This is a genomic window from Anaerostipes sp. PC18 (genome assembly GCF_039789045.1).
GTDB classification, from domain to species: Bacteria; Bacillota; Clostridia; order Lachnospirales; family Lachnospiraceae; genus Anaerostipes; species Anaerostipes hominis.
Map to the genome: position 1 here is coordinate 2,103,000 of NZ_CP121164.1, position 26,468 is coordinate 2,129,467.

General features: G+C 40.0%; 25 protein-coding genes and 4 pseudogenes. 4 read left to right on the plus strand and 25 right to left on the minus strand.

Features of this window, described 5'->3' with window-relative positions:
* Window positions 1–138 precede the first annotated feature (138 nt).
* Window positions 139–1,257, minus strand: a complete 1,119-nt coding sequence (gene moeB, locus P8F77_RS11465; protein WP_287517472.1) for a molybdopterin-synthase adenylyltransferase MoeB — start codon at window positions 1,255–1,257, stop codon at window positions 139–141.
* Between the two features lie 25 nt (window positions 1,258–1,282).
* Window positions 1,283–2,135 (minus strand): annotated as a pseudogene (nadA, locus tag P8F77_RS11470) (quinolinate synthase NadA).
* A 141-nt stretch (window positions 2,136–2,276) separates the two neighbouring features.
* On the opposite strand from nadA, the gene P8F77_RS11475 reads away from it, so the two are divergent.
* On the plus strand, window positions 2,277–2,708 hold the full coding sequence (locus P8F77_RS11475; protein WP_287517473.1) for an Rrf2 family transcriptional regulator: 432 nt from the start codon (window positions 2,277–2,279) through the stop codon (window positions 2,706–2,708).
* Between the two features lie 15 nt (window positions 2,709–2,723).
* On the opposite strand, the pseudogene P8F77_RS11480 reads toward P8F77_RS11475, so the two are convergent.
* The 5 genes and pseudogenes from P8F77_RS11480 to P8F77_RS11500 form a co-directional block, all read right to left on the minus strand.
* Window positions 2,724–3,260: pseudogene (locus tag P8F77_RS11480) on the minus strand (serine acetyltransferase); the annotation flags it as partial.
* A gap of 81 nt (window positions 3,261–3,341) precedes the next feature.
* Complete coding sequence (locus P8F77_RS11485; RefSeq protein ID WP_287517475.1) at window positions 3,342–4,250, minus strand: LysR family transcriptional regulator; 909 nt, start codon at window positions 4,248–4,250, stop codon at window positions 3,342–3,344.
* Window positions 4,251–4,345: 95 nt separating this feature from the next.
* Complete coding sequence (locus tag P8F77_RS11490; RefSeq protein WP_287517477.1) at window positions 4,346–4,969, minus strand: GDSL-type esterase/lipase family protein; 624 nt, start codon at window positions 4,967–4,969, stop codon at window positions 4,346–4,348.
* Window positions 4,970–5,212: 243 nt separating this feature from the next.
* Window positions 5,213–5,359: a hypothetical protein gene (locus P8F77_RS11495; RefSeq protein WP_287517479.1), complete on the minus strand. Its 147-nt coding sequence runs from the start codon at window positions 5,357–5,359 to the stop codon at window positions 5,213–5,215.
* A 187-nt stretch (window positions 5,360–5,546) separates the two neighbouring features.
* On the minus strand, window positions 5,547–6,017 hold the full coding sequence (locus tag P8F77_RS11500; protein ID WP_287517481.1) for an acyl-ACP thioesterase domain-containing protein: 471 nt from the start codon (window positions 6,015–6,017) through the stop codon (window positions 5,547–5,549).
* Window positions 6,018–6,353: 336 nt separating this feature from the next.
* Between P8F77_RS11500 and P8F77_RS11505 the strand changes: the two are divergent.
* Window positions 6,354–7,652, plus strand: a pseudogene (locus P8F77_RS11505) (DDE-type integrase/transposase/recombinase); the annotation flags it as partial.
* Between the two features lie 378 nt (window positions 7,653–8,030).
* Here P8F77_RS11505 and P8F77_RS11510 read toward each other — a convergent pair.
* The 5 genes from P8F77_RS11510 to P8F77_RS11530 form a co-directional block, all read right to left on the minus strand.
* Window positions 8,031–8,828, minus strand: a complete 798-nt coding sequence (locus P8F77_RS11510) for a MurR/RpiR family transcriptional regulator (protein WP_158221719.1) — start codon at window positions 8,826–8,828, stop codon at window positions 8,031–8,033.
* Window positions 8,829–8,932: 104 nt separating this feature from the next.
* Window positions 8,933–10,492 (minus strand): PTS transporter subunit EIIC, encoded by a 1,560-nt coding sequence (locus P8F77_RS11515; protein ID WP_287519557.1) that lies wholly within the window; start codon window positions 10,490–10,492, stop codon window positions 8,933–8,935.
* Window positions 10,493–10,503: 11 nt separating this feature from the next.
* On the minus strand, window positions 10,504–11,847 hold the full coding sequence (locus tag P8F77_RS11520; RefSeq protein ID WP_024727165.1) for a 6-phospho-alpha-glucosidase: 1,344 nt from the start codon (window positions 11,845–11,847) through the stop codon (window positions 10,504–10,506).
* Between the two features lie 232 nt (window positions 11,848–12,079).
* A complete protein-coding gene (locus tag P8F77_RS11525) occupies window positions 12,080–12,541 on the minus strand; it encodes a cupin domain-containing protein (protein ID WP_347256137.1) in 462 nt (153 codons plus the stop codon).
* 20 nt (window positions 12,542–12,561) lie between these two features.
* Entirely contained in the window at window positions 12,562–13,314 is a 753-nt protein-coding gene (locus P8F77_RS11530) for a carboxymuconolactone decarboxylase family protein (protein ID WP_095142962.1), read from the minus strand.
* 122 nt (window positions 13,315–13,436) lie between these two features.
* Here P8F77_RS11530 and P8F77_RS11535 point away from each other — a divergent pair, with 122 nt between their 5' ends.
* Window positions 13,437–14,333: a LysR family transcriptional regulator gene (locus P8F77_RS11535; protein ID WP_287519560.1), complete on the plus strand. Its 897-nt coding sequence runs from the start codon at window positions 13,437–13,439 to the stop codon at window positions 14,331–14,333.
* Window positions 14,334–14,717: 384 nt separating this feature from the next.
* Here the strand turns inward: P8F77_RS11535 and P8F77_RS11540 are convergent, their stop codons facing one another.
* The 13 genes and pseudogenes from P8F77_RS11540 to P8F77_RS11600 form a co-directional block, all read right to left on the minus strand.
* A complete protein-coding gene (locus P8F77_RS11540; RefSeq protein WP_024727161.1) occupies window positions 14,718–15,083 on the minus strand; it encodes a hypothetical protein in 366 nt (121 codons plus the stop codon).
* A gap of 9 nt (window positions 15,084–15,092) precedes the next feature.
* The gene (locus tag P8F77_RS11545) at window positions 15,093–15,239 is read right to left on the minus strand and encodes a hypothetical protein (protein WP_287519562.1); all 147 of its coding nucleotides are present in this window, start codon (window positions 15,237–15,239) and stop codon (window positions 15,093–15,095) included.
* 46 nt (window positions 15,240–15,285) lie between these two features.
* A pseudogene (locus P8F77_RS11550) lies at window positions 15,286–15,417 on the minus strand (D-lactate dehydrogenase VanH-A); the annotation flags it as partial.
* Between the two features lie 36 nt (window positions 15,418–15,453).
* Window positions 15,454–16,521, minus strand: coding sequence for a transpeptidase-like D-Ala-D-Ala carboxypeptidase VanY-D (gene vanY-D, locus P8F77_RS11555; protein WP_287519564.1), 1,068 nt, complete (start codon window positions 16,519–16,521; stop codon window positions 15,454–15,456).
* A 125-nt stretch (window positions 16,522–16,646) separates the two neighbouring features.
* Entirely contained in the window at window positions 16,647–17,792 is a 1,146-nt protein-coding gene (vanS, locus tag P8F77_RS11560) for a vancomycin resistance histidine kinase VanS (protein ID WP_287519566.1), read from the minus strand.
* Complete coding sequence (gene vanR-D / locus P8F77_RS11565; RefSeq protein WP_024727157.1) at window positions 17,782–18,480, minus strand: vancomycin resistance response regulator transcription factor VanR-D; 699 nt, start codon at window positions 18,478–18,480, stop codon at window positions 17,782–17,784. Before vanR-D ends, vanS begins: the two co-directional genes overlap by 11 nt.
* 97 nt (window positions 18,481–18,577) lie before the next feature.
* Window positions 18,578–19,042, minus strand: a complete 465-nt coding sequence (locus P8F77_RS11570) for a VOC family protein (protein ID WP_024727156.1) — start codon at window positions 19,040–19,042, stop codon at window positions 18,578–18,580.
* Window positions 19,043–19,062: 20 nt separating this feature from the next.
* Window positions 19,063–19,611 (minus strand): DUF3795 domain-containing protein, encoded by a 549-nt coding sequence (locus tag P8F77_RS11575; protein WP_024727155.1) that lies wholly within the window; start codon window positions 19,609–19,611, stop codon window positions 19,063–19,065.
* Between the two features lie 394 nt (window positions 19,612–20,005).
* Window positions 20,006–20,119, minus strand: coding sequence for a helix-turn-helix transcriptional regulator (locus P8F77_RS11580; protein ID WP_235824632.1), 114 nt, complete (start codon window positions 20,117–20,119; stop codon window positions 20,006–20,008).
* A 271-nt stretch (window positions 20,120–20,390) separates the two neighbouring features.
* On the minus strand, window positions 20,391–20,777 hold the full coding sequence (locus tag P8F77_RS11585; protein WP_024727154.1) for a BlaI/MecI/CopY family transcriptional regulator: 387 nt from the start codon (window positions 20,775–20,777) through the stop codon (window positions 20,391–20,393).
* A gap of 185 nt (window positions 20,778–20,962) precedes the next feature.
* The gene (locus P8F77_RS11590; RefSeq protein ID WP_095142966.1) at window positions 20,963–21,733 is read right to left on the minus strand and encodes a Cof-type HAD-IIB family hydrolase; all 771 of its coding nucleotides are present in this window, start codon (window positions 21,731–21,733) and stop codon (window positions 20,963–20,965) included.
* Window positions 21,734–21,815: 82 nt separating this feature from the next.
* On the minus strand, window positions 21,816–24,227 hold the full coding sequence (gene leuS / locus P8F77_RS11595) for a leucine--tRNA ligase (protein ID WP_287519571.1): 2,412 nt from the start codon (window positions 24,225–24,227) through the stop codon (window positions 21,816–21,818).
* Window positions 24,228–24,398: 171 nt separating this feature from the next.
* Window positions 24,399–25,976, minus strand: a complete 1,578-nt coding sequence (locus P8F77_RS11600) for a L,D-transpeptidase (protein ID WP_270430815.1) — start codon at window positions 25,974–25,976, stop codon at window positions 24,399–24,401.
* A gap of 86 nt (window positions 25,977–26,062) precedes the next feature.
* Between P8F77_RS11600 and P8F77_RS11605 the strand changes: the two genes are divergently transcribed.
* Window positions 26,063–26,431: a VOC family protein gene (locus tag P8F77_RS11605; protein ID WP_006566643.1), complete on the plus strand. Its 369-nt coding sequence runs from the start codon at window positions 26,063–26,065 to the stop codon at window positions 26,429–26,431.
* Window positions 26,432–26,468 lie beyond the last annotated feature (37 nt).

Here is a 26,468-nt window from a genome sequence, read left to right on the forward strand (position 1 = left end):
CCTTATTACTGCCTTGTTTCCCAAGACATCTAGATATACCCATAAGGTGTTTCCTTATGCTTGCTTGTCTTTTTTATTTTAAACAAACTGAGAATACATGGGTATTACATGTTTCTATGAACCAGCTGTCCGTAAATCTTATAACCTACATACCTCTGTCTGGTATGCTTTTCTATTTACTCTCACATCTGTTATCTGCGGATGATCCCCACAAACCTTACATTGTCTGGAACGCTTGGGAAAACTGACTGTTCTGCCCTGCATAGAGAGCCCGTCAAGGATATACATTCGCCCTGTCAGCAGTTCTCCTGCTCCTGTAATATACTTAATCGCTTCTAATGCCTGAATACTGCCTATCACTCCTGCCATGGCTCCGATAATTCCAGCCTCTGCACAATTTGGTACATATTCTTTTGGTATGTCCTCAAATATACAGCGATAACATGCACCCTCTCCCGGAACATATGTCATAACCTGACCTTCAAACTTCAAAATTCCTGCATGGCAAAAGGGTATTTTCCGAATAACACAGGCATCATTGATTAAGAATTTTGTCTCAAAGTTATCTGCCCCATCAATCACAAAATCATAGGAACCTATAATATCTGTTATATTATCCGGTGTTATATAATCATCATAAGTGATAATCTCCGTATTAGGATTTACTGATTGCAAACGTTTTTTTGCTGAAATCACCTTTCTTTCTCCCAGAAAAGCAGTATCATGTAATATCTGCCTTTGCAGATTTGACAGGTCCACATCATCCCCGTCTATCAAGCCAATGGTTCCTATCCCTGCTGCTGCCAAGTAAAGCGCCGCCGGTGAACCAAGCCCTCCTGCCCCAACGATCAGCACTTTAGATTTTTTTAATGTTACCTGACCAGTTTGACCTATCTGTGGCAAAATCATTTGTCTGGAATATCGTTCGTTTTCCTCTTCATTCAGGATACCTGTATGTTTTAACAGCCAGGAGCGAAATCCACCTTTCAGATTATATGCCAAAACTCCCTCTCTTCGCAGCCCTTCCACCACTTCTTTGCTTTTCTCCCCAATGCTACAATAAAGTACCACCTTAGTCTTGCCTACACTACGATAAAGCAGTTCTGTGATTTTTTTTGCATCTGCATTGTCCGCTAACAACTCTGCTTTTGGTATATGTCCATGCTGATAGGAAATTCCATCTCTAATGTCAATTAGCAGAATATGTTCAATTTCCCTCTCCAACTCATCTATTGTTATTTCTAATTTTACCTCCATTTTTACCTCCATTTTTACTTCTGACTCACTTTGCCAATTCCAGCATTTTAACTAAAGGAATCCTTGCCTTTACCATCAACTCATCCGACAAAATAATTTCATTTCCAGGATTTTCGAGAACACTTAAAATATTCTGCATATTTATCTTTTTCATATTAGGACAAAACTGCCTGTGTCCTACAGAATAAAATCTTTTATCCGGGTTTTTCTGGGAAAGCTCATAAAAAATCCCCATCTCCGTACATATAATAAACTCCATTTCCCTGCTGTCGGTTGCAAAATCAATGATTTGCGAGGTACTCCCTATAAAATCCACCAACTCAAGATTTTGCCTGTTTTACCAGCTTATCTCCTATGCTTTTATGTACATGGCAGAACCCATCATTTAAAATGAAATTCTTTGACCGCATCTGTTCTGCTATATAATGTCCAAGATTGTAGTCGGGGATAAAAAATATGTTTTTTTCTTTCAGATTGCTGACCACCTTTAATGCATTTAATGATATAACACACACATCAGATAGTGACTTAATCTCTGCAGTAGAGTTTACATAACAGACCACTGCTAAATCGTCGTTTTCTTCCCTAATCCTATGGATTTCATCTGCTTCCACCATATGAGCCATCGGACAGTCCGCTGTATTATCTGCCATATAAACATGCTTTTCCGGATTTATGAGCTTTGCACTTTCTCCCATAAATGAAACACCGGCAAACAATATGTTCCTGCTGTATATACCCGTGGCTATCTTGCTGAGATAAAAAGAATCACCAACATAATCTGCAATTTCCTGTACACTTCCATCTACATAATAATGTGCAAGGATTACAAAATCATTTTCCTGTTTTAACTGTTTTATTTTTTGTATCAAACTAATACATCCTTTCCTAATTATTACTCTGTTTCTTGGGTATCAAGGTATATGTTTCTTTTTATTCTTGATTACCTATGTATCCTGTGGTAAGATAGGTTTTGAAAACAAAAATAATCCATATTTTAATAGAAGGAGGCAGTCGCATTGAAAATATCAACCAGAGGCCGTTATTCTTTTCGTATGATGATAGATTTAGCACGGCACTATAATGAAGGCTTTATTGCCCTCAAAGATATTTCTGCACGTCAGAAAATATCAAAAAAATATCTGGAACAGATCATCCCATTTTTAAACAGAAACAATCTATTAAATGCCAACAAAGGACACATGGGAGGCTACCAGCTTGCCAGACATCCTTCTGAAATTACAGTACGGGAAATACTGGAAAGTGCAGAAGGCAGCCTTACTCCCGTAAGCTGCATGGACAACACTCCAAACCTGTGTGAAAATTGTGATGGCTGTATGACCCTTCCTATCTATGAGGGATTATATGACGTTATCATCCAGTACCTGAATGGCATTACCTTACAGGATGTCATCAACAATCAGCCTGCTTCCTGTGAATACTACATTTGATTTTGTTATTTATCGCTATAGTGTGCGTTTGTGCATCTGTAACTCTGGCACATAGGCTGACACCTTTGTGCCTTCCGGAATGGACTGCGTTTCAAATGTATTTTCTGCCACCACGGAATTTCTGCCAACGACAGTATCCCCTCCTAAAATTGTAGTGTTTGCATAAATTACCACATTATCTTCTATGGTCGGGTGTCTCTTAATCCCGGAAAGGGCCTGCCCCTTCATCGTTGACAGTGCCCCAAGCGTTACCCCTTGGTATATCTTTGCATGGTTCCCTATTTCCGTTGTCTCCCCAATTACAATACCGGTGCCATGGTCAATAAAAAAATATTCGCCAATCTTTGCCCCCGGATTGATGTCAATCCCTGTTTTCCCATGTGCGTGTTCCGTCATGATTCTTGGGATAAACGGAACATTTAACTCATATAAAACATGTGCTATCCTATATACAGAAATTGCATAGATTCCCGGATAAGAAAAAATAATCTCCTCCTTGTTGCCTGTTGCCGGATCACCCTGCAATTCTGCCTCTATATCCTTAAAAATCAACTGCGTTTTATAATTTAATTCCAGTCTCCCGGCTGCATCCGATATTCTTCTTTTAATATCCTGACTCATACCAAACCTCCATTATGCCGACTGGTCTCCGTATCTTTTCAAAATTTCTACATATTTCTCCCCTAAAATGCCAAGCGGTATATTTTTACGTTTCAAATATCCGATATTCATTTTGTCCTGAGTATCAAGAGGAACCGATACATAGTTTCCTCCGTTTAGATCCTCACAGATGATGCCTGAGCATAATGTGTAACCATTCAGTCCCACCATAAGATTCAGCATGGTAGCCCGGTCGTCTGCCTTAATGATTTGCCTATACTCCAAAGTACTTAATACTTCCTCTGCAAAATAAAAAGAATTTTTGTCCCCTTGTTCAAAAGAAAGGCATGGATAATCTGCAAGCTCCTCGAATTTAATTTTGTCCTGTGAAGCTAACGGATGTCCCTTGCTCAGATAAACGGATATCCCACATTCAAACAATGGGACAAACTCAAGCTCGCTTTCCGAAAAAATCTTCTGCATCACCTTCTCATTAAATTCATTCAGATACAAAATCCCCAGGTCGCTCCGGTAATTTTTCACATTATCAATTACTTCATGTGTCTTGGTTTCGTGTACTGCCAGTTCGAATTCTCCGATCGCAAACTCTTTTGCCAAATCAATAAATGCTTCCACTGCAAAGGAATAATGCTGCATGGATACACTGAATTTCTTTTTTGCCTGTTTGTTCCCTGCATAGCGTTCCTCAATCAGCTTATTCAGCTCCAGCATCTGTCTGGCATAACTTAGGAACTCTTCCCCTTCTGTGGTAATCACAATGCCACGGTTTGTCCGGATAAAAAGCTCTGTATGTATTTCCTTCTCCAAATCCTTAATTGCCCCTGATAGTGCCGGCTGTGAAACAAACAGTTCTGCTGCTGCCTTGTTCATGGACTTGGTATCTGCAATTTTTACCACATACTCTAACTGTGTCAGTGTCATTTATTCACCTACTTTTCTTATTTTGCATATTGTTTTAATAGGCTTTACTGTTAAAATATAACACAGGCTTTCCTGCAATTCAACCAGAATATTTTCTACGATAATACTTCCTGAAGTTTCTGCAGTATTGCCTGTGCTAATTTTTCATGGCCTTCTTCGTCCAAATGTTCCCTGTCCGCATTGGATGGGAATGCATAATCGGAAGCCCTCAGATAAAAAACTTTTTCCTCTGCAGCAATCTGCTCATATACTTTTCCCAGCTGTTTTGAGATATTTACAGATTCTTCATTAAATTCCGAATCATAGCCATCCCAGACATCATCACCAAGGTAAATCGGTGAAATCAGCAGTATATTGGCTTTTGGAACAAAATCCCTGATTTGGCCGATTAGCTTATGGATTCCTAATCCGATCATCTGCGCAGTTGCCCCGTAATGTGCCTTGCAGTCGTTTGTTCCCAGCATCAGGATTACCGTGTCCAAAGGCCTGTGCGTTTCTAATATTGTGGGAAGCAGCTCTGTACCTCTCCTTCCCGCACGGAGGGGATCATCAAATACGGTTGTCCTGCCGCACAATCCCTCCTCAATAATCTGATATCCTGTACCTGCAAATTTTTTCCCAATAATTCCAGTCCACCTTGCGTTCCAATCGTACCGTTTTGTTGTCCCTGGAATCAAGCCGTATGTATTGGAATCTCCAAAGCATAATATCTGTTTCATCTGCTCACCTTCTTTTTTTACAATGAATAATGCCATTATAATCCATAAATTTTCCTTTGGATAATACAAATATCTTTGAATGCGTTGTAAGGAAAAATTATAGCAGAGGCAATTTGCCCCTCAGCCTGTCCGAAAACTTTATTTTTCAGCATAAATATGCCCCTTTTCGTAGCAATGTACAAATATATCTATATGAAACGCCCCCTTAGAGGGTGATTCAATCTAATGTTTACGGATGACTGTCTAACTTATTTTTCGGACAGTCTCCCCCAAATTCTCCTCCGATTCTTCCGTTGTCGATTCTGTATCCTCTGTATTTCCTATGTTCGCTTCAGGCTTTCTATCTTCTGCCTGTTCTGCTTCCTGTGCACCGGACTCCACAAAAACCATAGCCTACCCCGTCCCAAATACAATGACCAACAAGAAGACTAAAAATTTTCTTATCATAACTGCTGCTCCTTTTCCTCGTAATCTGACAATTTTTCTTTTCAGGTATTAGTACCTATTGAAACAGTTAGACGAAAAAGAAATTTAGAAACAATATTCATGGTATTACTTTTCATAATACCAGATAAATTTATTTCTTGATTTTAAATTCAACAACTGCATACGGTTTTCTTGTCTCATCACACAATTCCGCCACAATCCGTTCCTCTTCCATAGAAATTCTCGGTATCATCAAATCCCCCAATTTAGCAGAATTTTTGTATTCAACTCTCACCTGCTGTATTTTTGTATAAAGAGGGAGTTCATTCCACGCCTGTCTCACATACTGGCTGTTATTTACATGGTAATTACTGTCAATCCAAGATTTGGGTACTTTCAAGCCTTCCTTCTCCTCCCAGCTGTCCGGAAGTTTAATCTTTCTGGATGCATACTCCATGGGCAGCTCAGGCTCCGGATCATATACCGCTATTTCCTCCGGCGTAGCCTTTACCGGGCGGCCCGTCTCCAAATCCATATAAACCCAATAGGAATTGGCATAGGCCAGCATTGCCCCGTTTTCATCTTTACTATTTCCGTCCCGCTTTGAAATGCGTTCCTCCAATAGTGATAAGAAGCAATCGTTAGATCCTGGTCAAAATGTCATATCTAAAAAGCCGATCATTACGGTCCAGACGTACACACTTTCAATAATCCACTTTGTTTCATCATCAACCAGCAGTTTTCCTTTTATATCAGGGTGTTTCTTATATCCTAACGGAGCATAAGCGCCATAATATGCACCCTCTGCAAATTTTGGGTAGTGTCAAGTTTTACTACCTGTCTTATTGTTTTAACCTTGATTTTATGGGAGTTTGCAATAAAAAGAGCAATGACCTCCCTTTTTGAAGTATAATGTAGTCACCACAACCAAACATAATACGAAAGGAGTTCATTGCTCATGGACATTATACTTTATTTACTTCAACTTATTCAATACCAACATAAACAACTTTGCTGGCTTATTAACTTTATCTGTAGATACATCCCACTTAAGCAGTGGGCTTTCGATGATTCCCATTCTCCGAAATATCAAAAATTTAAAATTGATCAGCTCCCCAAATTCATTTCCTATAAACAGGAATGGAACTGGAAGGATCTCATCTCTTACTATCAGCGGCGTTACCATAAATCCATTAAGCCTGTGTTCAGACGCGTGGAATGTGATATCCCCAAATCCTGTCACTGTCCTGTTTGCGGTGCGCCGGTTGACTATCTCACGTGGAACGATGGGAAACGAAAATCCCAAGTGCTGTGCAAGGTCTGCCAGACACATTTTTCTCCAACCAAAGATAACCGTTTTTCCAAAACTACCGTGTTAAAGTGTCCTTACTATCTGCACAACCTGAAAAAAGTTGATAAAAAGCATCTGAATGAGGATTACGGTAAAAATAAATATAAGCTTCACTACATCTACCGTGAATTCACGATAGATTTCTTTCGGATGGATTTAAACTCTCTCCCAAAGAATGCCTCTTCTCTCAAATTCACCAAGTTTGATTCCCACACCATGTCTCTATGTCTGACTATGCATGTGAATCTTGGACTTTCTCTCAGGAAAACTAAGCAGGCGCTCCATGACCTTTACGGTATCACTATCTCTCATCAGAGCATTGCCAACTACTGTAAATCCGCAGCTCTTTGCATCAAACCCTTTGTCGATCATTACGATTATGGCACCGAATCCGTCTTCACGGCTGATGAAACCTATATCAAAATCCGTGGTCTTAAAGCTTACGTCTGGTTCATTATGGATGCTGCAAAACGTTCCATCATTGGATACCGGATCTCTGATAATCGCGGTGTTGGTCCCTGTATCCTTGCGATGAGAATGGCTTTCCGAAATCTAAAAGAGCTTCCGAAAAACTTTAAATTTATTGCGGATGGATACAGTGCCTATCCATTAGCTGCCCAGCAGTTCTTCCATGAGTTTGGTGATAAATTTAAGTTCAGCATCACTCAGGTAATTGGACTTACCAACGACGATGAAGTGTCAAAAGAATTCCGACCATACAAGCAGATGATTGAAAGGCTCAATCGTACATACAAGGTCTCTTACAGACCTACGAACGGCTTTGACAACATCGACGGCGCCAACTATGACCTTGCTCTATGGGTTGCTTACTACAATTTCCTTCGTCCTCACAAACACACAGGATATAAAGTCCTAAATGAGGTGGAACTGCTAAAAGGAGCGGAACCGTTGTCACGCAAACCGTGGAATACCACAGTGCACCGCACAAGGATATGCCGCGAAAGTTGCTTGACATAAGGGTTCTCGGATTATCCTGTTTAGCAGAAAAGGGGCAACTGCGCCCTTTTCCTGCCTTCCGGCGAGGATGGGTTCGAGCAAAGTCTGATATTAGGTCAAGGGACAAGTCCCTTGCGGGTACTTAGGGCAGCGCCCTAAGCCCTCGGAGAGCTTAACGTTATCAATATCTACAGGTTTCAAGGTTCATCTGAGCCTATTTTTTATGCTCAGCTTTTTCATACATCACTTGACACTATCTGAAAAAGGGTAGTTATCTGTTTTTAGACAATCACCCATAAGAACATTGCTATTCTGTTATATTTAAGATTATAGATATACATAATAAATATATAATATATCTACAATGCTATTTAGTGCATGATCTTGAATAATTGATGTTTGAAACTCCTCCATTTTTAAAGTACTTACTAATAACCTAATTTCTCTAAAAGAATTCTTAATTTCATTTTGTGATGTAATCCAAATTATCTTTATATTCTTTTGTTTTAAAAGTTTATTTATTTGCTTTATATGTCGTGTTGTTCCAGAAAATGATACAATTATTGCAATATCATCCTCACTCATACTTTCTATTGCAAGTATCTGGCTTTTTAAAGTTGGAAAAGAATAAGCAGTCTTATTTAACCTTGTAAATTTTTCGCTGAAATTTTTAGCAACAATATTAGAAAAAGAGCTACCAAAGACATAAATCCCCTTAGCTTCTTCAATCCAATGAACAGCTTTAATCAGCTTCTTTTCATCAATAAGTTCTTTTGTTTCTACAAATGACTTATTAAGCGCCTTAAAATACCCATTCAATATAGAATTACTATTCCTATTTTCATTACCACTTTTAACACTTTTATTGCTTATTTCATCCTGAAGAAACTCATTATAAACAATAACATCCTCTTTTAACTCCTTAAAATTTGAATTATTAACCCTTTTACAAAACCTTGTTATTGTAGAAGGTGAGGTGTTACATGCTTTTGCAATATCAAATATAGTCATGTCAGGGATTATTTCATGGTTATGTAAAATATACTGTGCTATATAGCTATCTATAGAAGAATACTCCGTTATTTCTTCTACACATCTTTTTATGTTAGAAAAAAATGAATACATACTTTCCTCCATTTATCTTGACATAGGACCATTCTATAACTATTAAATATATATTATATTACAAAAATATAGGGTAGCATAAACTACCCTATATCTTTATGTAATTATTCAATACCTAAATATTCTCTCATTTCAGTTTTATAAACAGAAACTTTATTACCATAAATAAGTTGTACACCTTGAGCAACCTTAACTATTCCATTAGCAGATAATTCATTTTTGAAATACTCATCTTTTTCTATTACTGAGGTGTCTTTTAGTGTTAAACGTAATCTAGTAAAGCATGCTTCTACTTTTAAAATATTATCTTTGCCACCAACGGCTTCTACTATTTTAGGAATTAAATTTCCTGTATTACTTTCATTTACTGCATTTTCTTCTACATCTACAACTTCTCTTCCAGGGGTTTTTAAATTGAATTTAATAATTACAAATTTGAATACGTAATAGTAGATTACAAAATAAACTATTCCAAGTATAGGTAACCAATACCAGTTAGATCCCTTATCAGCATTTAATATTCCATTGAATATCCATGATAATAATGGTCCTCCAAAGGCTGATGGTCCTGCTACATTAAATTGAACTATATATGTTAATACATAAGCTATTCCTGACAATAAAGCATGAACTCCAAATAGCATAGGTGCTACGAAAAGGAAACTATACTCTAGTGGTTCAGTAATTCCCATAAGTGCACAAGGTATAACTGCCGCTATCATAAGAGAGGCTACTTTCTTTCTATTTTCCTTCTTTGCAGTCTTATATATTGCAAGTGCCGCACCAGTTAAACCAAACATAGCAAATAATACTTTACCATTCATTACATAACGACTTATATTAATGTCAAACATAGCACCAGGAGTATTTAATATTGCATTATATATATTTACAGCTCCCTCTACTGTTTGACCTCCAATTTCCATTGCACCACCAAGAGATGTGAAGAAGAATGGAAGATATATAAAGTGATGTAAACCAAAAGGTAATAACATACGCTCTGCAAATCCGTATACAAATGCTCCAAACACACCAGTTGAATTAATAAATCCAGAAGATAACTCTAAAGCATTTTGTATAGGAGGGAATATAAATGATAATCCAATACCTGCAAAGCTAGAAACTATAATTGTAATTGCAGGTATAAAACGTGTCCCATTAAAGATACCCAATACTGGAGGTAATTGTATCTTATAATATTTATTATGAAGATAACTTACTATAAGACCAATTATTATACCACCAAACACACCAGTATCTAAAGTAGTTACACCTAAAATTGCTTTTTGACCAGTAATTAAATTGCTTGTATCTATAACACCTCTGGCAATTAAGAAACTTCCCATTATTGTATTCATTGTCATATATCCTAAAAAACCTGATAATGCTGCTGTAGCTTTTTCAGACTTAGCATATCCATACGCAATACATATAGCAAAAATAATTGAAATATTATTATTTACAACGTTACCTGCATCCTTCATTAATTGGAATATAAGAGAAAAGAAACTATTCCCTAAAAAAGGTGCAACTTCAACTAAGCTAGCGTTTGTAAATGCACTACCAACACCAACAAGAATACCTGAAATAGGTAAAAGTAGAACAGGCGCCATTAGAACTTTACCTAGTTTTTGAAATGAGCTAAATATTTTTTTCTTATCCATGAAAATCCTCCTTATCTTTCGTTCTTTAATTTTAATGTTGGCCAATAATCACCGTTTGCATCAATTAAGTCATCTAAGATTTTTCTTGCAACTGTTGTAGATGGTACTGTTTTGTTTATAGCTATAGCTTGTAATGCTTTATCATAAGAATTTTCAAAATAAGCATCTACAGCTAATTTTTCTGAAGCTAATTGATTTTCCATCATTCCTTTGTGGAAGGTTGGTATTGCTGGAATTGACACTGGCTCTGGCCCCCATGAACGTATATATGCTGGTACTTCTACCATGGCATCTGCTGGCATATTAGGGATAGCTCCATTATTTTCTACAATTACTAAGAAACGTTCTCCCTTATTGTATGCAATAGATGAGGCTGCATCAACTATAAAGTCGCCAAATACTGTGAACTCTTGTAATGGACTCTTATAGTTTTCTGGTGACTCTAAATATTTCTTGTGTTCTGCAAACATTTCTTGTTCACGTTCTTCAATAACCATATCAGCTCTTGTACGATTTATATCCATTTTTGCTACCATCTCTGAAGAATATAAATAGTATTGAAGATAGCTGTTTGGTAAGAAGTCAGGATAATCCTTAACTATCTCTGCATATTGCTTCCATGTCTTTTGCCAATCCTTATCTTTATGATGCTTATCACTACAAGCTGTCATACCAGAAGTTAATATCATTTCTCTTAATTCTGGTAAACGGTCCTTCCCATCTTTATCATATAAAGCTGTAAACCACCCAAAGTGATTTAATCCAAAATAACATGGGTCTAATGATTGCCAGCTATCTAAGCCTAACATCTTAGAATAAGATAAAAGAATTGCTGTTGGCATATCGCATATATTTAATATTCTTTCATTATTGAACTCTCTTCTTGTAGCCTCTGCAACAACTGCTGCTGGGTTTGAATAATTTAAAATCCAACAATTTGGAGAATACTTTTTTGCCATTTTTATGATATGAATTATAGCTGGAATTGAACGCATTCCATAAGAAATTGATCCTCCAGGACCACAAGTTTCTTGTCCAACTACTCCATATTTTAATGGAATCTTTTCATCTGAACTTCTTAACTTTAATCCACCTTGACGAATTTGAGCAAATACAAAGTCTATATCTGTATAAGCCTCTTCTTCATTTGTTGTAACTACAACCTCAAGACCTGGATAAGTTTCATTAATGAATTGCTTCATGATATCATATACTAAATGTAATCTTTTTTCATCGATATCAAATAAAGCTAATTTTCTTAAAGGAAATTCATCCTTCTTTTGTAATAAACTTTGAATTATTCCTGGTGTGTGTGTGCTTCCTGCACCTACTATAACTACTGCATTTTTCTTCATATCCATACCTCTTTTCTGTAAATGTTTTCTTTTGGTGTCTATAATATATCACCTTACAGAAAAAAAAATTTAAAAATTTCATTTTATGAAATTTTTTAGTATGAAAATGTAATAATCTGGCCAACAATATTATAAAATCCACTTATTAAAAGAGAAAGTACGCTGGGAAGAAGAAAAAAAAGCGTAGAATCGTCGTGATTCTACGCTCTTCTGGCTGTTCTACTCATACTTTTTATTGTATAAAACTGTTTTTGTCAAGATAATTCCCCATATTCTTCATCAGAAACCGGCTCGCGCCATTCATTCCTGCAGTCAGTTCCATAATCTCCAATGCTATGTGGCTGAACCACGAATCTTTCTTTGCGCCGTGCCAATGTTTCACTTCCGGCCTTATATTGATGACGGTTCCGGGTGTCAGGCTTACCGCATCCTTTCCTTCCTCCTGATACCACCCTTCACCGGCGGTACAGATCAGCATCTGTCCGCCGCCTGTCTCTGCGTGGTGGATATGCCAGTTATTGCGGCATCCCGGCTCGAATGTTACATTGGCTGTAAAGATTCCGCCCTTCTCCTGGGAGTTGTTCAGTACATTTAAAAAAGATGCTCCGCTGAAATACTGCGCAAATCCTTCGTTAGGCTCTCCCTGCCCAAATACATTGATTTCGTCAAATTCCTTTTTCTCTATCATCTTCATTGATATCAATCTCCTTTTTCCTATTTCTTTGCCGCTGCATTCACACAGCTTAATGCGTTCAAACTCCTTGGGTATCCAATATACGGCAGGCACTGAGAAATAATCCTGATTAAAAACTCCTTGCCATTGCCAATCCTCATATTGGCCGCCGCATGGCTGGTAAGCTGAGGCTCACATCCGCCCTGTGCTGCCAGAAAACAGAATGTGATCATCTCCCTTTGTTTGTAGTCAAGCCCGTTTCTCGTGTAATAATCCCCAAAGCAGTTTTCAGCCAGCCATTGATTGATGTGCCTGCTCTCCCGAGGACCGGACTGCCAGAAATCCTGCATTCCTTCTCCGAAGATCTCCACTTGTACCTGTGTTCCTGTCTCCCTGCGGTTCTCCACAGTGTTGCCTGCCTGTCCTTCCAGCGGAAGTGATACCCCTTTTTCTGTCAGCACTTCATTGGTAATCTTTAAAAATGGAAGGACTCTACCCATTCCTAAATAAGCTGCTGCCTGATATACAATTTCTTTCACTTCAACAGGTGTAACCCCTAAATCCATGGCCGCAGGCAGTAATTCTCTGAATGCTTCTTTTCCCTGACAGCCTAAAAGAGCTGCCAAAATTGCCATAAATCCGATCTTGTCATCAAGTTTCACCTGATTGACCACCTCATCAAATACAAAATGATTAAAACGCTCCATAAACTCCGGATCTGTTTCTATAAGCTCAGACTCGCATCCCTGAAATATTTTTTCCTTGTATTTTTTTGAAAATTCTGTCATTGCCATCATTCTCCCTCGCTTTCCCTATCCATCTTTCCTTCATTATATTTGCCATAAGCTTGACCTGGAATCTCCAGTACGTTACGATAGTATAAACTAAATGTTTATACTATGATTGGAGGTGCCCTATGTATAACAGTCTCTTAACATCCTTTGTAACGGTGGCTGACTGCGGCAGTTTTACAAAAGCTGCAGAAATCCTGTACATTTCACCTACCGCTGTTATGAAACAGATCAATTCCCTGGAAAACCATCTGGACCTGAAGCTTACAAAACGGACACCCTCAGGGATTCGTCTGACGCCTGCCGGGGAGGTAATCTATAAAGATGCAAAGTTTTTATTCGATTTTTCCAAAAAATCAATTACGAATGCCAGACATGCTATGTCTTGTACAGACCGAACTTTCTATGTCGGAACATCACTTCTTAACCCGGCAAAACCCTTTATGAATTTGTGGTACCGCGTAAATAAAGATTTTCCTGGCTATAAACTGCATCTTGTTCCTTTTGACGATAACCATAAAGGGATTCTTTCAGAAATATCACAATTGGGAGAAAAATTTGATGTCCTGATCGGTGTCTGTGATTCTAAGACATGGCTAAACAAATGCAATATGTTTCCTCTCGGAAGATATAAAAAGATGTGTGCAGTCTCAAGGGAACACCGTCTTGCAGAGAAAAAACTGCTGAAAATTACGGATTTATACGGTGAAAAACTCATGATGGTAAAGCAGGGTGACTCCGATACCAATGATCATATCAGAGATGATCTCAAGAAACATCATCCCCAGATACAAATAGAAGACACCCCGCATTTTTATGATATGTCCGTGTTTAACCGGTGCGCCGAGACAGAAAATATACTGTTATCCCTGGAATGCTGGCAGGATGTTCATCCTGGGTTAGTGACAATTCCCGTAGAGTGGGAATACAGCATATCCTATGGGCTGTTGTATTCACTCAAACCTGCAGATTATGTGCTGCGGCTGGTTCGGATATTAGAACAGATGAATTTGTCATCGTAATCATAAACCCTCCAAAAGGGAACAATATAGGCGCTATAAAAATCAATTTGTAGGAACGTCTTTGCTTAATCCATGCCGTACTTTTTTCAACCTTTGGAAATCGATCAGCGAGAAGCATTTAGAATATCAGTTAAACATTGTTACATTTGAAGATGACCACAGAAATATACTTTCAACACTTGAACACTTAGGGAAGGATTTTGATTTTTTTGTAGGAACGTGCAGTTCAAGATCCTGGCTGTCGAAATGTAACTTTTATCCTCTGGGATATCACTATTTGAATGTGGCAGTTCCATACGGGCATCCTCTTGCCGGATATAAAACGATAGAACTTTCTAATGCCTACCCATGCTTCAACCTTTATAGATTATTCCGCATCTTCTATTATGCTAAATATCTTCTTTCAATTTTCATCCTCATTGATGCATAGTCCAAATGGAGCAATGCAGAGTAATCCTTATCTTCTAAAACAACACCATAGGCATATTTTTTGAACAACTCAATTTCCGTATGTTTTCGCTTGTTGACCATGTCTTGAAGATAAATTAGATATACTCCTCTTGGAAGGTATATGGCCAACTCTGGTTCCATGCTATTCATATCTGTATCAACTTTATCCGCATTTATTGATTTCCCTATAACTAATGACATCACTTTAGGGTATTTTGCCGCATTAAATTCTATCCTATTTTCCATAAAACAAATCCTTTCTTCAACACCCATTATTGCCTGTTCGTATCCAACACCCAAGGTTTCTACCTATACCTTTATCTCCATCCCATTCTTAAAAGTAAAACGGATATCTTCCTTGCTGAAGACTGTCACATAATCCACCAAACTGTACCAGAGCCGTTCTCTGAATTCCGTAACCGTCCCGTCCTGCTGTTCCAGTTCTGTGAGGAACATCTCTATTTTTTCACGCCTTGCCAGTTTCTCAGTAATGGCAAGCGTGACGGCATCCGTCTGCTAATTTTGCGTTGTGCTCTGATACGGCATCTTCTATGAGCGAAACTGTGATGCCATACTCAGATGAAAGTTTACGGAATATCTCTGCTTCGTCCGGCTCACATCCAAAAACCGTAATATGTGTTTTTTCTTCATTCGTTTCCTCCTTAAAATCTCACTGGGCTTTGATTTTATCCAAAATATCAACGCTGTCCTGAAATCTGCTTTCCTTCGTAGAGCCCATGACTACGCAGATATAGGTTTCTCCGTCAATCACTGCGGCAGAAACGACACAGGCGCCGCCAAGGCTGCTGGTTCCGGTTTTCAGGCCGATAACCTCCGGATGGTAATATGGACTATTCGGATCAAGAAGCTTATTGGAATTTTTATAAGTCACCTCTCTTCCGTTCGGCCATTTTTCATTTGATGTATTGCTTGCCACAATTTCTGAAATAATGGAATTCTCCAAACATGCCTTTGCAATAATGGCAAGGTCATAGGCTGTGGTATACTGTCCCTCGGCGTCATACCCATCCGGGACCACAAAATTTGAGTCTGTGGCGCCAATCTCCCTGGCCTTCTCATTCACCTTATCCATGAATATTTTAATGGCCTGCTGATTGGTCAGGCTGTTATCATCTGCAATGGCCTTTCCGGTATTGACTGCAAGGGTATAGGCTGCATCATTGCCGGACGGAAGCATAAGGGCAATCAGTAGCTGCCTGACAGTCAATGTATCGCCCTGCATAAGCCATGCGGTTGACGAATCATTATGGATCATTTCAATCTCCGCACCTACCCTCATTTCATCCTCCGGGGAACAATGGTCAAGCACGGTCAACGCCGTAATCATTTTGGCTGTACTGGCCGGCGCAATCTTATCCGTGCCGTTTTTCTGATACAATACCGTATTGGTGTCTTTATTCACCAAAATGGCGTTTGCTGCTGTGATGTCTGTGGAAATCGTGCCAGCCTGATCTGATACGGCAGGCTCTGAAAATGGAAGAACCTTTTCGCTCTGGTCATCAGCCACCCGCGAAATGTCCTTGCCGGGTTTTGTGCTCTCTTCGACTGGAAGGGCAGGCTCTTTACCATCCTTAAGGAAATGTGCGACCCCAAAAATTACAGAGGCTATGAGTAAACAGAGCATGGCACACGCAGCCCTGTAAAAAAGCAATTTTCTTCTTTTCGCTTCTCTGCGGTTCCTTCCATCATAATTTCTTCTGTTGTTTTGACGTTTCACGTTTCTCTTAGCTCCTTTCTGAAAGCAAAAAAAATCGCTCCCCCTAGTATAAAAGCATACCAGAATGGAACGATTTATGTTTTCGTATTCTTTTATGGATAACACACGGTTTATCCTGGAATTTCTTACGATTTTTCTACGAGCGGCAATGTAACCTCAAAACAGGTGGTGCCGTTTTCACTGTGGGCAGTGATCTGCCCATGGTGCAGTTCCACAATCTCCCTTGCAATCGCAAGCCCCAGACCGGCTCCGCCGGTGCTTGAGCTCCGTGACACATCCAGGCGGTAAAACTGCTCAAAGATCCTTTCTAATCTCTCTCCAGGAATCGTATCCCCCTCGTTCATGATTTTGATCAGCACATGGTTTTCTGTCTTCCTGGCCTTCACCTGAATGGTGGTATTCTCATAACAGTAGTTGACGGCATTTCTCATCACATTATCGAACACCCGCTGCAGCTTGTTGGCATCGCAGGACAACATCATGTCCGGCTGAACATCAAATTCACATCTCAGATTTTTCCCGGCCAGCATCGGCTTAAACTCATGCCCCAGCTGTTCCAGCATCATCGTCAGATTGATTTTGCTGTATACAAGCGTAATGTTTGAAAGATTAAAACGGGTAATTTCAAAAAACTCATTGATCAGCTCTTCCAAACGCTCCGCCTTATCCAGTGATATGGAAAGATATTTTTCCCTGAGTTCCTCGGAGATCTGCTTCTCATCCCTTAACAGGTTCAAATACCCTATGACCGATGCAAGCGGGGTCTTCAAATCATGGGCCAGGTACATGACAAGGTCGTTTTTCCGTTGCTCTGCAAGCTCGACATCCGTTTTCCGTTTCGTCAGGGTATGCCGTATGGAATTGATTTTCCTTTCGGTCGAAGCCAGTTCCGGAGGCAAGGCAATATCATTGGTATCTTCATGCACCAGGGTATCAATCCCCCGGTTGATCTCCTTAAAATACTTTGAAATGCTGTCCAGATAGTGGCGGAAAATGATAAAGAACACGCCCATGACGGCAATCAGGAAAAGCCATATCTCATACGCCTTGAAAGTTCTCAGGTAAACAGCCACCGCCTCATTCCGGTCATGATAAACAAAACACTCTAATATGGCTACCACCACATTTGCAAAATTATCTTTTAAGACGAACAGGTAAATAACCGCTATAATCAGAATGGAGCATGCCATGATCAGCAGTATTTTAACAAACAATCTGTTTTTAAAAAGCAAATAGTCATCTTCATGACTGATGTTATTTTTATTTTTCAATGGTATATCCCACTCCCCACACGGTTTTTATAAATTTCGGATTTCTTGACGGCTCCTTCATTTTCTCTCTGAGGCGCCCGATATGCGCCATCACGGTATTATTGCTGTCAAAATACCGTTCTCCCCATACTGCCTCAAATAATTCCTCCGTAGAAACAACCATCCCCTGACGCTCGCACAGATACCAAAGGATGGAAAACTCCGTTGGCGTCAGCTGGATCTCCTTTCCAAACAGGATACATTTATGGCTGCTCTTGCTGATTGTCATCCCTCTGATATCGTATTCTGTGCGTTCAGCCTCCTGCTTTATGCGGGGCTGCTTGTACCGCATGTACTGCCTTAACTGCGCCTTTACTCTCGCAACCACTTCCAGCGGGTTAAATGGCTTCGTAATATAATCATCCGCAACGGACAGCCCCATGATTTTATCCCCGTCCTCGACTTTCGCTGTCAGCATGATAACAGGGAAGTAGGACTTCTCCCGGATTTTCTGGCAGATCTGAAAGCCGTCAACATCCGGAAGCATGATATCCAGTATGGCTAAATCCAATTCTACGGATTCAATGCACTTTAATGCATCCTTGCCATTATAGAATTTATAAACGGAATATCCATCATTTTTCAGATATACTTCAACTAAGTCGGCCAGCTCTTTTTCATCATCAACCACTAAGACTTTTTCATTCATATATTGCTCCTCACTGTTGGGCCAACTCAACTATCCTACAGACGGTGTTTGCGTTTTGATTGTCAGAATAGGAATTTGCTGATTTGTCCACTGTGTACTAACGATTCAGAAGTTTTGTTAAATCCCCAATAGAAGTATCCATCTTCACAGATATTTCTTCCATAGTCATACCAGAAGCGAGAAAACGCCTAATCACCATTTTCATATCCTCGCCAACCTCTATAAGATGCCCATCCAAGTCGTAGAAGCGGATTACACGCTGCCCCCAGCTATGCAGGGCGACTTCTCCCAGATATTCGATCTCCGGGTACTCCTTCAGCTTATTCAGGAAACCATCGAAATCCTGCTCCTCAAAGACGACTTCCGCATTATTGGATTTTTTCAGTACCTTTTCTTTTGGTATACTTACCAGCCAGTCAAAATCCTGCTGTAACGCCAGCCCACAGGTAAACGCGATGTTCCTTCCATAATCCTGATACACTTCTAATCCGAATAGGTCTTCATAAAACTTCCTTGCGGTCTTGATGTCAGCTACTGATATAACCACACATACATACTTCATTTAAATTCTCCTTTTCATCGTCACTTTTTCTTGCGCAACTTCAGGTCAATATCATTCTTTGCTGCCACAGCCTTCAGCAATCCTGCGGCAAGAGCGCTTTTTTCTTTGAGCGTCAGCGTTTCCAAATCGGATCTGTTTTCAATTTGCCGGAGTACCTCCTGCAGTTCCTGCAGTTCCAACAGGTTGACTGCAACACAGAACAGCGTCTTTTTCCTCCCGTCATTATAGTGGGCGAGGAGGATGTCCAGAATGCATGCCTTTTCTGCCTGCTCTGCGTTGTAGGCTTCCACTCCAATCTGCTGTGCCTTTTTCATATCGCGCTTTTGATTCCTTCCTGTGATGAAAACATCATAGTCTTCGATATGATCATATTTCGGACAAGGGTATTCACCGCACTGAAAGCAGTATTCAATCCCTCCATGTTCCATGCTACATCTTGCAATTTTACAAGACTGATTTCCCTCGCCGCCCCCGCAGCCAGGGCAGTGTTTACTCAAAAACATAGGGCAAAGCCCACAGTTCAAACCACAGAGAGCGAATAATTGATTTTGTCGATTAAATCCTTTCATGATACCTCCTAAACATCCTGTCCCCAGCCGTTCTTTTCGTAAGATTTTCTCACATTAAAATCATCTTCCAACACCTACAAGAAAATTCATTGACAGCGCATTTTTTGTAATTCCACAAATGGGCATTGATGGGGTTATTATATCATGATACTTCAATATAGTCATTTCTTTTCTGCTTTTGATAAATTACTTATCAGACTATGATTTATAAAGGATGCTAAAGCATTGCTTACGCAACAAGCCCTTGACAAACCATAATCTAATAAGTTTTAAGGTAATCAAGCAGAAATGAAATATTATACTGTTTCATGGCAATGAAAAAGAGATACTGAACATTTACGCAGTATCTCTTAGCTTAGTAGCAATATTCTTTTATTTGGGAAACTCCATTTTCCTACCGTGAAACTGTTTTATTCGTCACCCCGATTTTTTCACCAGGTTCTGCCTGGGTAATTCCCCGTTCCTTACGAAGCAGAGCAATAAACACTCCGATTTTCTTCTGATCCAAGATCATCCCCTCCTTTTTATGCTCATTATAACAGGAGGAGATCATTTTGTATTCCCCACAGACAGCGAAACACCCTTTTGTCGTCTTTTAATCTCAACAAATCATTACAGGATGTCGATCACCATCTCAATGAACGGAATAATAATGCCAAGCAGAAAAAATATTAAAATAATTTTAGCAACGATGACTTTATTTTTATACCATGGCACTTAGCTGGTTGTCAGCATTAAATACTTTTATTTTATTCCTTTCCATAAACAAATAACCCCTTTCAGTCACTTAATTTGTTTATCAAATCTTTCAGTTCCTCAACTTGCCCTTGTGAAATCGTTTCTGTAAAGGCACATACCATATCTGATAAAGAATCATCGAACCAAAATTCTTTTATATTTTCTAACTGTTTCTTCTGATATGCTTTTTCTTCTATGAGAGAAATTACATAACTATAACGCCCTTTCCATTCCATGTGTATAAAACCTTTTTTTTCGAGTTTTGTTAGATAGGTTCTGACCGTGGCTCGACTGTATTCTTTTTCATAATCTTCCTTTAAACTTTGAATTATATCATAAACAGTTATAGCTTTCTCTGTTTTTTCTAATTTCCAAATGGATTTCATAATAATAGTTTCTACACCATATAGTATATCTTTATTTTCCAATGCTATCTTTCCTTTTCTGTTTATTGTTATAAATAGATTCTACTATAATTTCTATTTTTTTTCAAGCCCTTAATTCTGTTCCTGAAAAATTTTTAAATATATAACATATAAAAATAAATTATACTAATATTCCCTTTTGATTTTACTCTCAAAATAACGATTCTATTCAAATGGTGAGGAATAAATTAAACCATCTTAAAATATTTGAATGCCTTTTCAATTCCGTCTTCATCCACATCATCTGTTATATAATCCGCACACACTTTGACATCTTCCTCAGCATTTCCCATCGCGACCCCGATTCCTGCATAGCGGAGCATGTCCATATCATTTTCACCATCTCCAAATGCCATGACTTCATTACGTCGAATCCCGCAAGCCTGTATGATCCGCTTGATTCCGGCCACTTTCCCCCCGCTTTTTGAAATGATATCGACCCCATATGGATTCCATCTGGTCATCTTGCAGTCCTCAAGTCCCGCAACGATTTTCTCTGCCGTTTTTTCCTCCGAATACAAAATAAATTGATAGATCGGTTCTCCGGAATAAGTGCCGATATCGGGAACTGCTGTATTAATCGCTGCTTGTGCTTTTTCCACCATCTCATCGATATAATTGATATACATTCTGTCTTTTTCAACCAGCATAAGCGGCACCTTCCGCGCCTCAAACATAGTAAGCATCTGCTCGACATTCCTCTCACTGATTGGCTCACCGTAAAGCAGTTCTTTCCTGCTGTCCAGGCAGAGCTGCCCGTTCAGTGTAATGAAGCCGTCAAACTGTATGTCAAAGGCTGGCAGATCTTTGATCTCCGACATGTGTCTGCCGGTCGCCGTAAATACACGAACTCCGTTCATTCTCAGGCAGTCTATGGATTTTCTGGCGCTTTTCGGAATTCCACCAGTTGTATTAGAAATCAATGTGCCATCAAGATCAAAAAAAACTGCTTTTATCATTTTCTGATTCTCCTTTTATCATCAAATTCAAAAATGGCGCAAGCAATGTCTCCACTTGCGCCATTTTTCTGGATTTACTTTTTTATTTCTGCACAATATTTACAATTCTTCCCGGAACATAAATCTCTTTTACAACGGTTCCGTTCAGCTTGTCACCCAATGCTTCTTTTGCCTTTGCAATGACCGCATCTTTTGCATCATCTGCTCCGATGGTAATAGTTGTTCTCGCTTTTCCGTTAATCTGCACTGCAATCTCAACCTCATCGTCTTTTAAATACGCTTCATCATAGGCCGGCCATTTCTGTGAGAATACACTGTCCTCATGTCCCAGCTCACTCCAGAGTTCCTCAGAAATATGAGGCGCGAAAGGTGCCAGCAGCACAATGAAAGTTTCCAGAGTCTTTTTGTCCACTCCGCCCTTTTTCGCCAGATCATTGAGTTTATTATTATACTCCATGAATCCGCTGACCACTGTATTCAGGCTGAATTTCTCAAGCCTGCTTGTCACATCATATACAAGACGATTGCGTACCTTGAGCAGATCCTTTGTCTCTTTAACATTCTTGTCCTTCTGGTCCAGAACCACGTTATAGAAACGGCTTAAGAAACGGCGCACACCGTCGATTCCTCTCTCATCCCACTCCGCATCCAGTTCAGGCGGTCCCACGAACAGTTCATACATTCTGAGGGAATCACATCCATAATCTCTTACCAGATCATCCGGTGAGACTACATTTCCCTTGGACTTGCTCATCTTAATTCCGTTTTTACCTGTTATCATACCCTGGTTGAACAGCTTGTGGAACGGTTCATCAAAGTCCACTGCACCGATGTCATACAAGAACTTCGTGTAGAATCTGGAATACAATAGATGGAGCACGGCATGCTCTACACCGCCGATATACATATCAACCGGCAGGTATTTGTCCGCTTTTTCTTTGGAAACCAGTTCTTTACTGTTCTTGCTGTCGATATATCGCAGAAAATACCAGGATGATCCCGCCCACTGCGGCATAGTATTCGTCTCTCTCTTAGCCGGTTTTCCACAGACAGGACAGGTTGTGTTGACCCATTCATCAATGTCTGCAAGCGGAGATTCTCCTGTTCCCGTAGGCTCGTATTTTTCAACTTCCGGAAGTGTCAGCGGAAGTTCTTCTTCCGGCACCGGCACGGCACCGCAGTCCGGACAGTGAACGATCGGAATTGGTTCTCCCCAGTAGCGCTGGCGGCTGAATACCCAGTCTCTGAGCTTATAGTTGGTAGTCTTTTTGCCCACTCCCATCTTCTCAATGATGGCCGGGGCTTCCTCTTTTAATACAGAAGATTCCATACCGTTCCAGTCACCGGAATTGATCATTGTTCCGGCTGCCTCTGTGTATGCCTCTGTCATATTTTCGATTTCTTTTCCATCTTTAGCAATGACCTGTACGATCGGAATATTAAATTTCGTGGCAAATTCAAAGTCACGGTCATCATGGGCAGGAACACACATGATAGCACCTGTTCCATAGTCTGCGAGGACATAGTCAGACAGCCAGATTGGAACCTTTTTACCATTGATCGGGTTGACTGCATAGCTTCCGGTAAACACACCGGTCTTTTCTTTATCCTGCAGGCGGTCTACGGAAGATTTCAAAGATGCCTGGTAGATATACTCCTCCACTGCTTCTCTGGTCTCATCAGTGGCAAGTTCCGCTGCCAGCTTGTGTTCCGGCGCCAATACCATGAAGGTTGCTCCGTGAAGTGTATCCGGCCTTGTCGTATAGACAGTGATCGCCTCATCGCTGTCTTCTATTTTAAAGTCAACCTCGGCGCCGTGGCTCTTTCCGATCCACTCTGCCTGCATTTTCTTGACTTTTTCCGGCCAATTCAGCTTATCCAAGTCACCCAGGAGGCGGTCTGCATATTCTGTGATCTTTAACATCCATTGTCTCAGATTTTTCTTCGTCACATCTGCACCGCAGCGCTCACATTTGCCGTTTACAACTTCTTCATTTGCAAGCCCTGTCTTACAGGAAGGGCACCAGTTGATCGGCATCTGTTTTTCATAGGCCAGTCCTTTTTTAAACATTTGAACAAAAATCCACTGGGTCCATTTGTAGAACTCAGGGTCTGTGGTGTTGACTTCCATATCCCAGTCATAGATGGCCGCGATCTCGCCGATCTGGCGTTTGATATTCTCTATATTCTTTGCTGTGGATTCTTTCGGATGCACGCCCATCTTGATCGCGTAGTTTTCCGCCGGCAGTCCAAAGGCATCCCATCCCATAGGGTGGATCACATAGTATCCATTGAGCATTTTGTAACGGCTCCACACATCGCTGATCACATAGCCTCTCCAGTGTCCCACATGAAGTCCGCTTCCTGACGGATACGGGAACATGTCCAGACAATAGTATTTCGGCTTTTTGCCGTCATTTACGTTGACCGGCTGTTCCTCCCAGTGTTTCCTCCACTTCTGTTCGATTGCCTTATGATTATAAGGTACTGCCATAATTTTCATCCTCCTAAACTGTATCTCTTGTCTAAATACAATATATAAAATAAAGTAATATATACTTATTAACTTATTTATTTTATCATATACCCGTTTGATGTCAATATTTCTATATGCAAAAGGCATCCGGCAAAGCCGGACACCTTTCATAGTTAAAAGCTATTTAGTTTATTCTACTGCTGTTGTCGTCTCAGAGGCAGGTATAGCTTTGGTATTTTTACCGTCTAACGGAATTTCGGTTTTTACAGAAATATTCACGATAACAGATACCGGCTTCTTATTTTTTGTACCAGTATAAGTAACTTTCACTCTGCAGTTTCCGTCTTTTGAGAAGTCTGTATAGGCTGTATCATCGTTTTGCCCAATATATTCAAACTTCAGATTTTTATCAGACGGTATCACCTTAGTACCATTGTCTGTAATGCTGATGGCCTTTATAATCTGTGCCTCTAATTCTTTCTTTGCCTGATCTACCGCATTTGGATCGGTCACTGTCATTGTAAATGCCGTCGGATTTGCTTTTATCTCAGCATTCTTATAACCTTTGACTGTAACTTTTACTGTCTTGGATGCCGCTCTGTAAGGCTTATTGCTGTTCTTCACCGTATACTTCACAGTGTAAGTTCCGGCCTTGTTAAACACGTAAGATTTGGCCTTAGAGTAAGACATGGACGTGGCCTTCTTCTCTCCCGGTTTTGTGATGGAGACTGTCATGGCAGAAGTTCTGCTCTTGCCGCTTCTCATCTTGGCCGTTGTCTTAAACACAGCATTCTTCGTATTAATCGTAACTGTTTTATTTGCCGCGTTGGAAATTACCGGTGCAAGAGTATCCACAACTTCTACCTTGATCGTCTTGCTTGCGCTCTTTCCAAGGGCAGATTTTACAGAATACTTAATCTTGTATGTACCTAAAGATTTTGTGCTGAATTTCGCTTTATAATACTTTTTCTTCTCTGCATTATACTTGGTGACTGAATACTTCACTTTCTTTGTAAGGCTTTTCTTTGTCACATTGTCTTTCGCCGTTACATGAGACTTCACGCTGTAAGATTTGCCGTACTCCACTGTTTTTTTCTTCTTGGAAGAAATCTTGATGGTCGGTTTTACCTTGCGGTACGGATTGTTCTTATCCGGATCGGTCGGGTCCCAGTACATACTTCTGGAAGTGGACACCTTGATGGGCTTTGGTTTTCCTAACGGTCCCGGATTCTTGCTGCTGTATATGGTAACCTTTGTTCCCAGTTTACAGTTATCATAGATCCACTTTGCGTCAGCAACACTTAAACGCACGCATCCGTGTGATGCGGTCTTTCCAAGCTTATTGAACTGAACGGTGGACTGGCTGGCCTTGCTGTGGCTGTAATACCACACAGAGTGGAATAAAATCCCTCCATGAATCCTTGTACAATACTGTCCATAGCTCGGTCCCATCAATGTCTGCCAGCGATATTTCGCCGGAGTATAAAAGGTTCCGGACGGTGTATTGGAGCCCCCGCAGGACACTAAAAACGCCTTGATCGGTTTATACTTTCCTTTGGTAAGCTTATATACAGTGGCTACATTTGCCTGCTTATTAACCTTAATCCAGTATTTTGTCTGTGCCGCGCTGACGGTCTTTGCCTTAGCCGGACCAATTCCTGTCCCGATAAGCAAAGACAACATCAGAAGGACTGCTGTCAACTTCTTTAACTTGCTGATTTGCTGCTTCATAACTTCCCCTTTCGTCTTTCCTAAATACTCTACCATTATATCCACTCTCTTTTACACTTGTAAATAGCAAAAAGTATGTTATTATAAATTTAAGAAAATCGTAAAATATCAAGGAGGACATTATGATTGCATTTAATCACTTTAACTTCAACGTTCTGGACTTGGACAAAAGCCTTGACTTCTATAAAAAAGCATTGGATCTTGAGCCTGTCCGTGAAAAAAACGCATCCGACGGGAGTTTTAAGCTCGTATTTTTGGGAGACCAGACTACAGGCTTCTCTCTGGAGCTCACATGGTTAAAGGACCGCACGGAACCATATAATCTGGGAGAACTCGAGTATCACCTGGCTCTGGAGACCGACGATATGGAAGCCCTTCACAAGCGTCATGAGGAGATGGGCTGTATCTGTTATGAAAATCCGGATATGGGTATTTACTTCATCAGTGATCCCGACGGCTACTGGATCGAGATCATACCGAGCAAAAAGTAATTTATTTTCAGAATCTAAAATAAAAGAGAATCCTGAC

Bases quoted from the DNA above. Each gene is read 5' to 3' on its own strand.
- moeB (WP_287517472.1), bottom strand. From the start codon at position 1,257: ATGGAGGTAAAATTAGAAATAACAATAGATGAGTTGGAGAGGGAAATT.
- P8F77_RS11485 (WP_287517475.1), bottom strand. From the start codon at position 4,250: ATGACACTGACACAGTTAGAGTATGTGGTAAAAATTGCAGATACCAAG.
- P8F77_RS11490 (WP_287517477.1), bottom strand. From the start codon at position 4,969: ATGAAACAGATATTATGCTTTGGAGATTCCAATACATACGGCTTGATT.
- P8F77_RS11495 (WP_287517479.1), bottom strand. From the start codon at position 5,359: ATGGTTTTTGTGGAGTCCGGTGCACAGGAAGCAGAACAGGCAGAAGAT.
- P8F77_RS11510 (WP_158221719.1), bottom strand. From the start codon at position 8,828: ATGTATTCATTTTTTTCTAACATAAAAAGATGTGTAGAAGAAATAACG.
- P8F77_RS11515 (WP_287519557.1), bottom strand. From the start codon at position 10,492: ATGGATAAGAAAAAAATATTTAGCTCATTTCAAAAACTAGGTAAAGTT.
- P8F77_RS11520 (WP_024727165.1), bottom strand. From the start codon at position 11,847: ATGAAGAAAAATGCAGTAGTTATAGTAGGTGCAGGAAGCACACACACA.
- P8F77_RS11525 (WP_347256137.1), bottom strand. From the start codon at position 12,541: ATGAAGATGATAGAGAAAAAGGAATTTGACGAAATCAATGTATTTGGG.
- P8F77_RS11530 (WP_095142962.1), bottom strand. From the start codon at position 13,314: ATGGCAATGACAGAATTTTCAAAAAAATACAAGGAAAAAATATTTCAG.
- P8F77_RS11535 (WP_287519560.1), top strand. From the start codon at position 13,437: ATGTATAACAGTCTCTTAACATCCTTTGTAACGGTGGCTGACTGCGGC.
- P8F77_RS11545 (WP_287519562.1), bottom strand. From the start codon at position 15,239: ATGTTCCTCACAGAACTGGAACAGCAGGACGGGACGGTTACGGAATTC.
- vanR-D (WP_024727157.1), bottom strand. From the start codon at position 18,480: ATGAATGAAAAAGTCTTAGTGGTTGATGATGAAAAAGAGCTGGCCGAC.
- P8F77_RS11570 (WP_024727156.1), bottom strand. From the start codon at position 19,042: ATGAAGTATGTATGTGTGGTTATATCAGTAGCTGACATCAAGACCGCA.
- P8F77_RS11575 (WP_024727155.1), bottom strand. From the start codon at position 19,611: ATGAAAGGATTTAATCGACAAAATCAATTATTCGCTCTCTGTGGTTTG.
- P8F77_RS11590 (WP_095142966.1), bottom strand. From the start codon at position 21,733: ATGATAAAAGCAGTTTTTTTTGATCTTGATGGCACATTGATTTCTAAT.
- leuS (WP_287519571.1), bottom strand. From the start codon at position 24,227: ATGGCAGTACCTTATAATCATAAGGCAATCGAACAGAAGTGGAGGAAA.
- P8F77_RS11600 (WP_270430815.1), bottom strand. From the start codon at position 25,976: ATGGTAGAGTATTTAGGAAAGACGAAAGGGGAAGTTATGAAGCAGCAA.
- P8F77_RS11605 (WP_006566643.1), top strand. From the start codon at position 26,063: ATGATTGCATTTAATCACTTTAACTTCAACGTTCTGGACTTGGACAAA.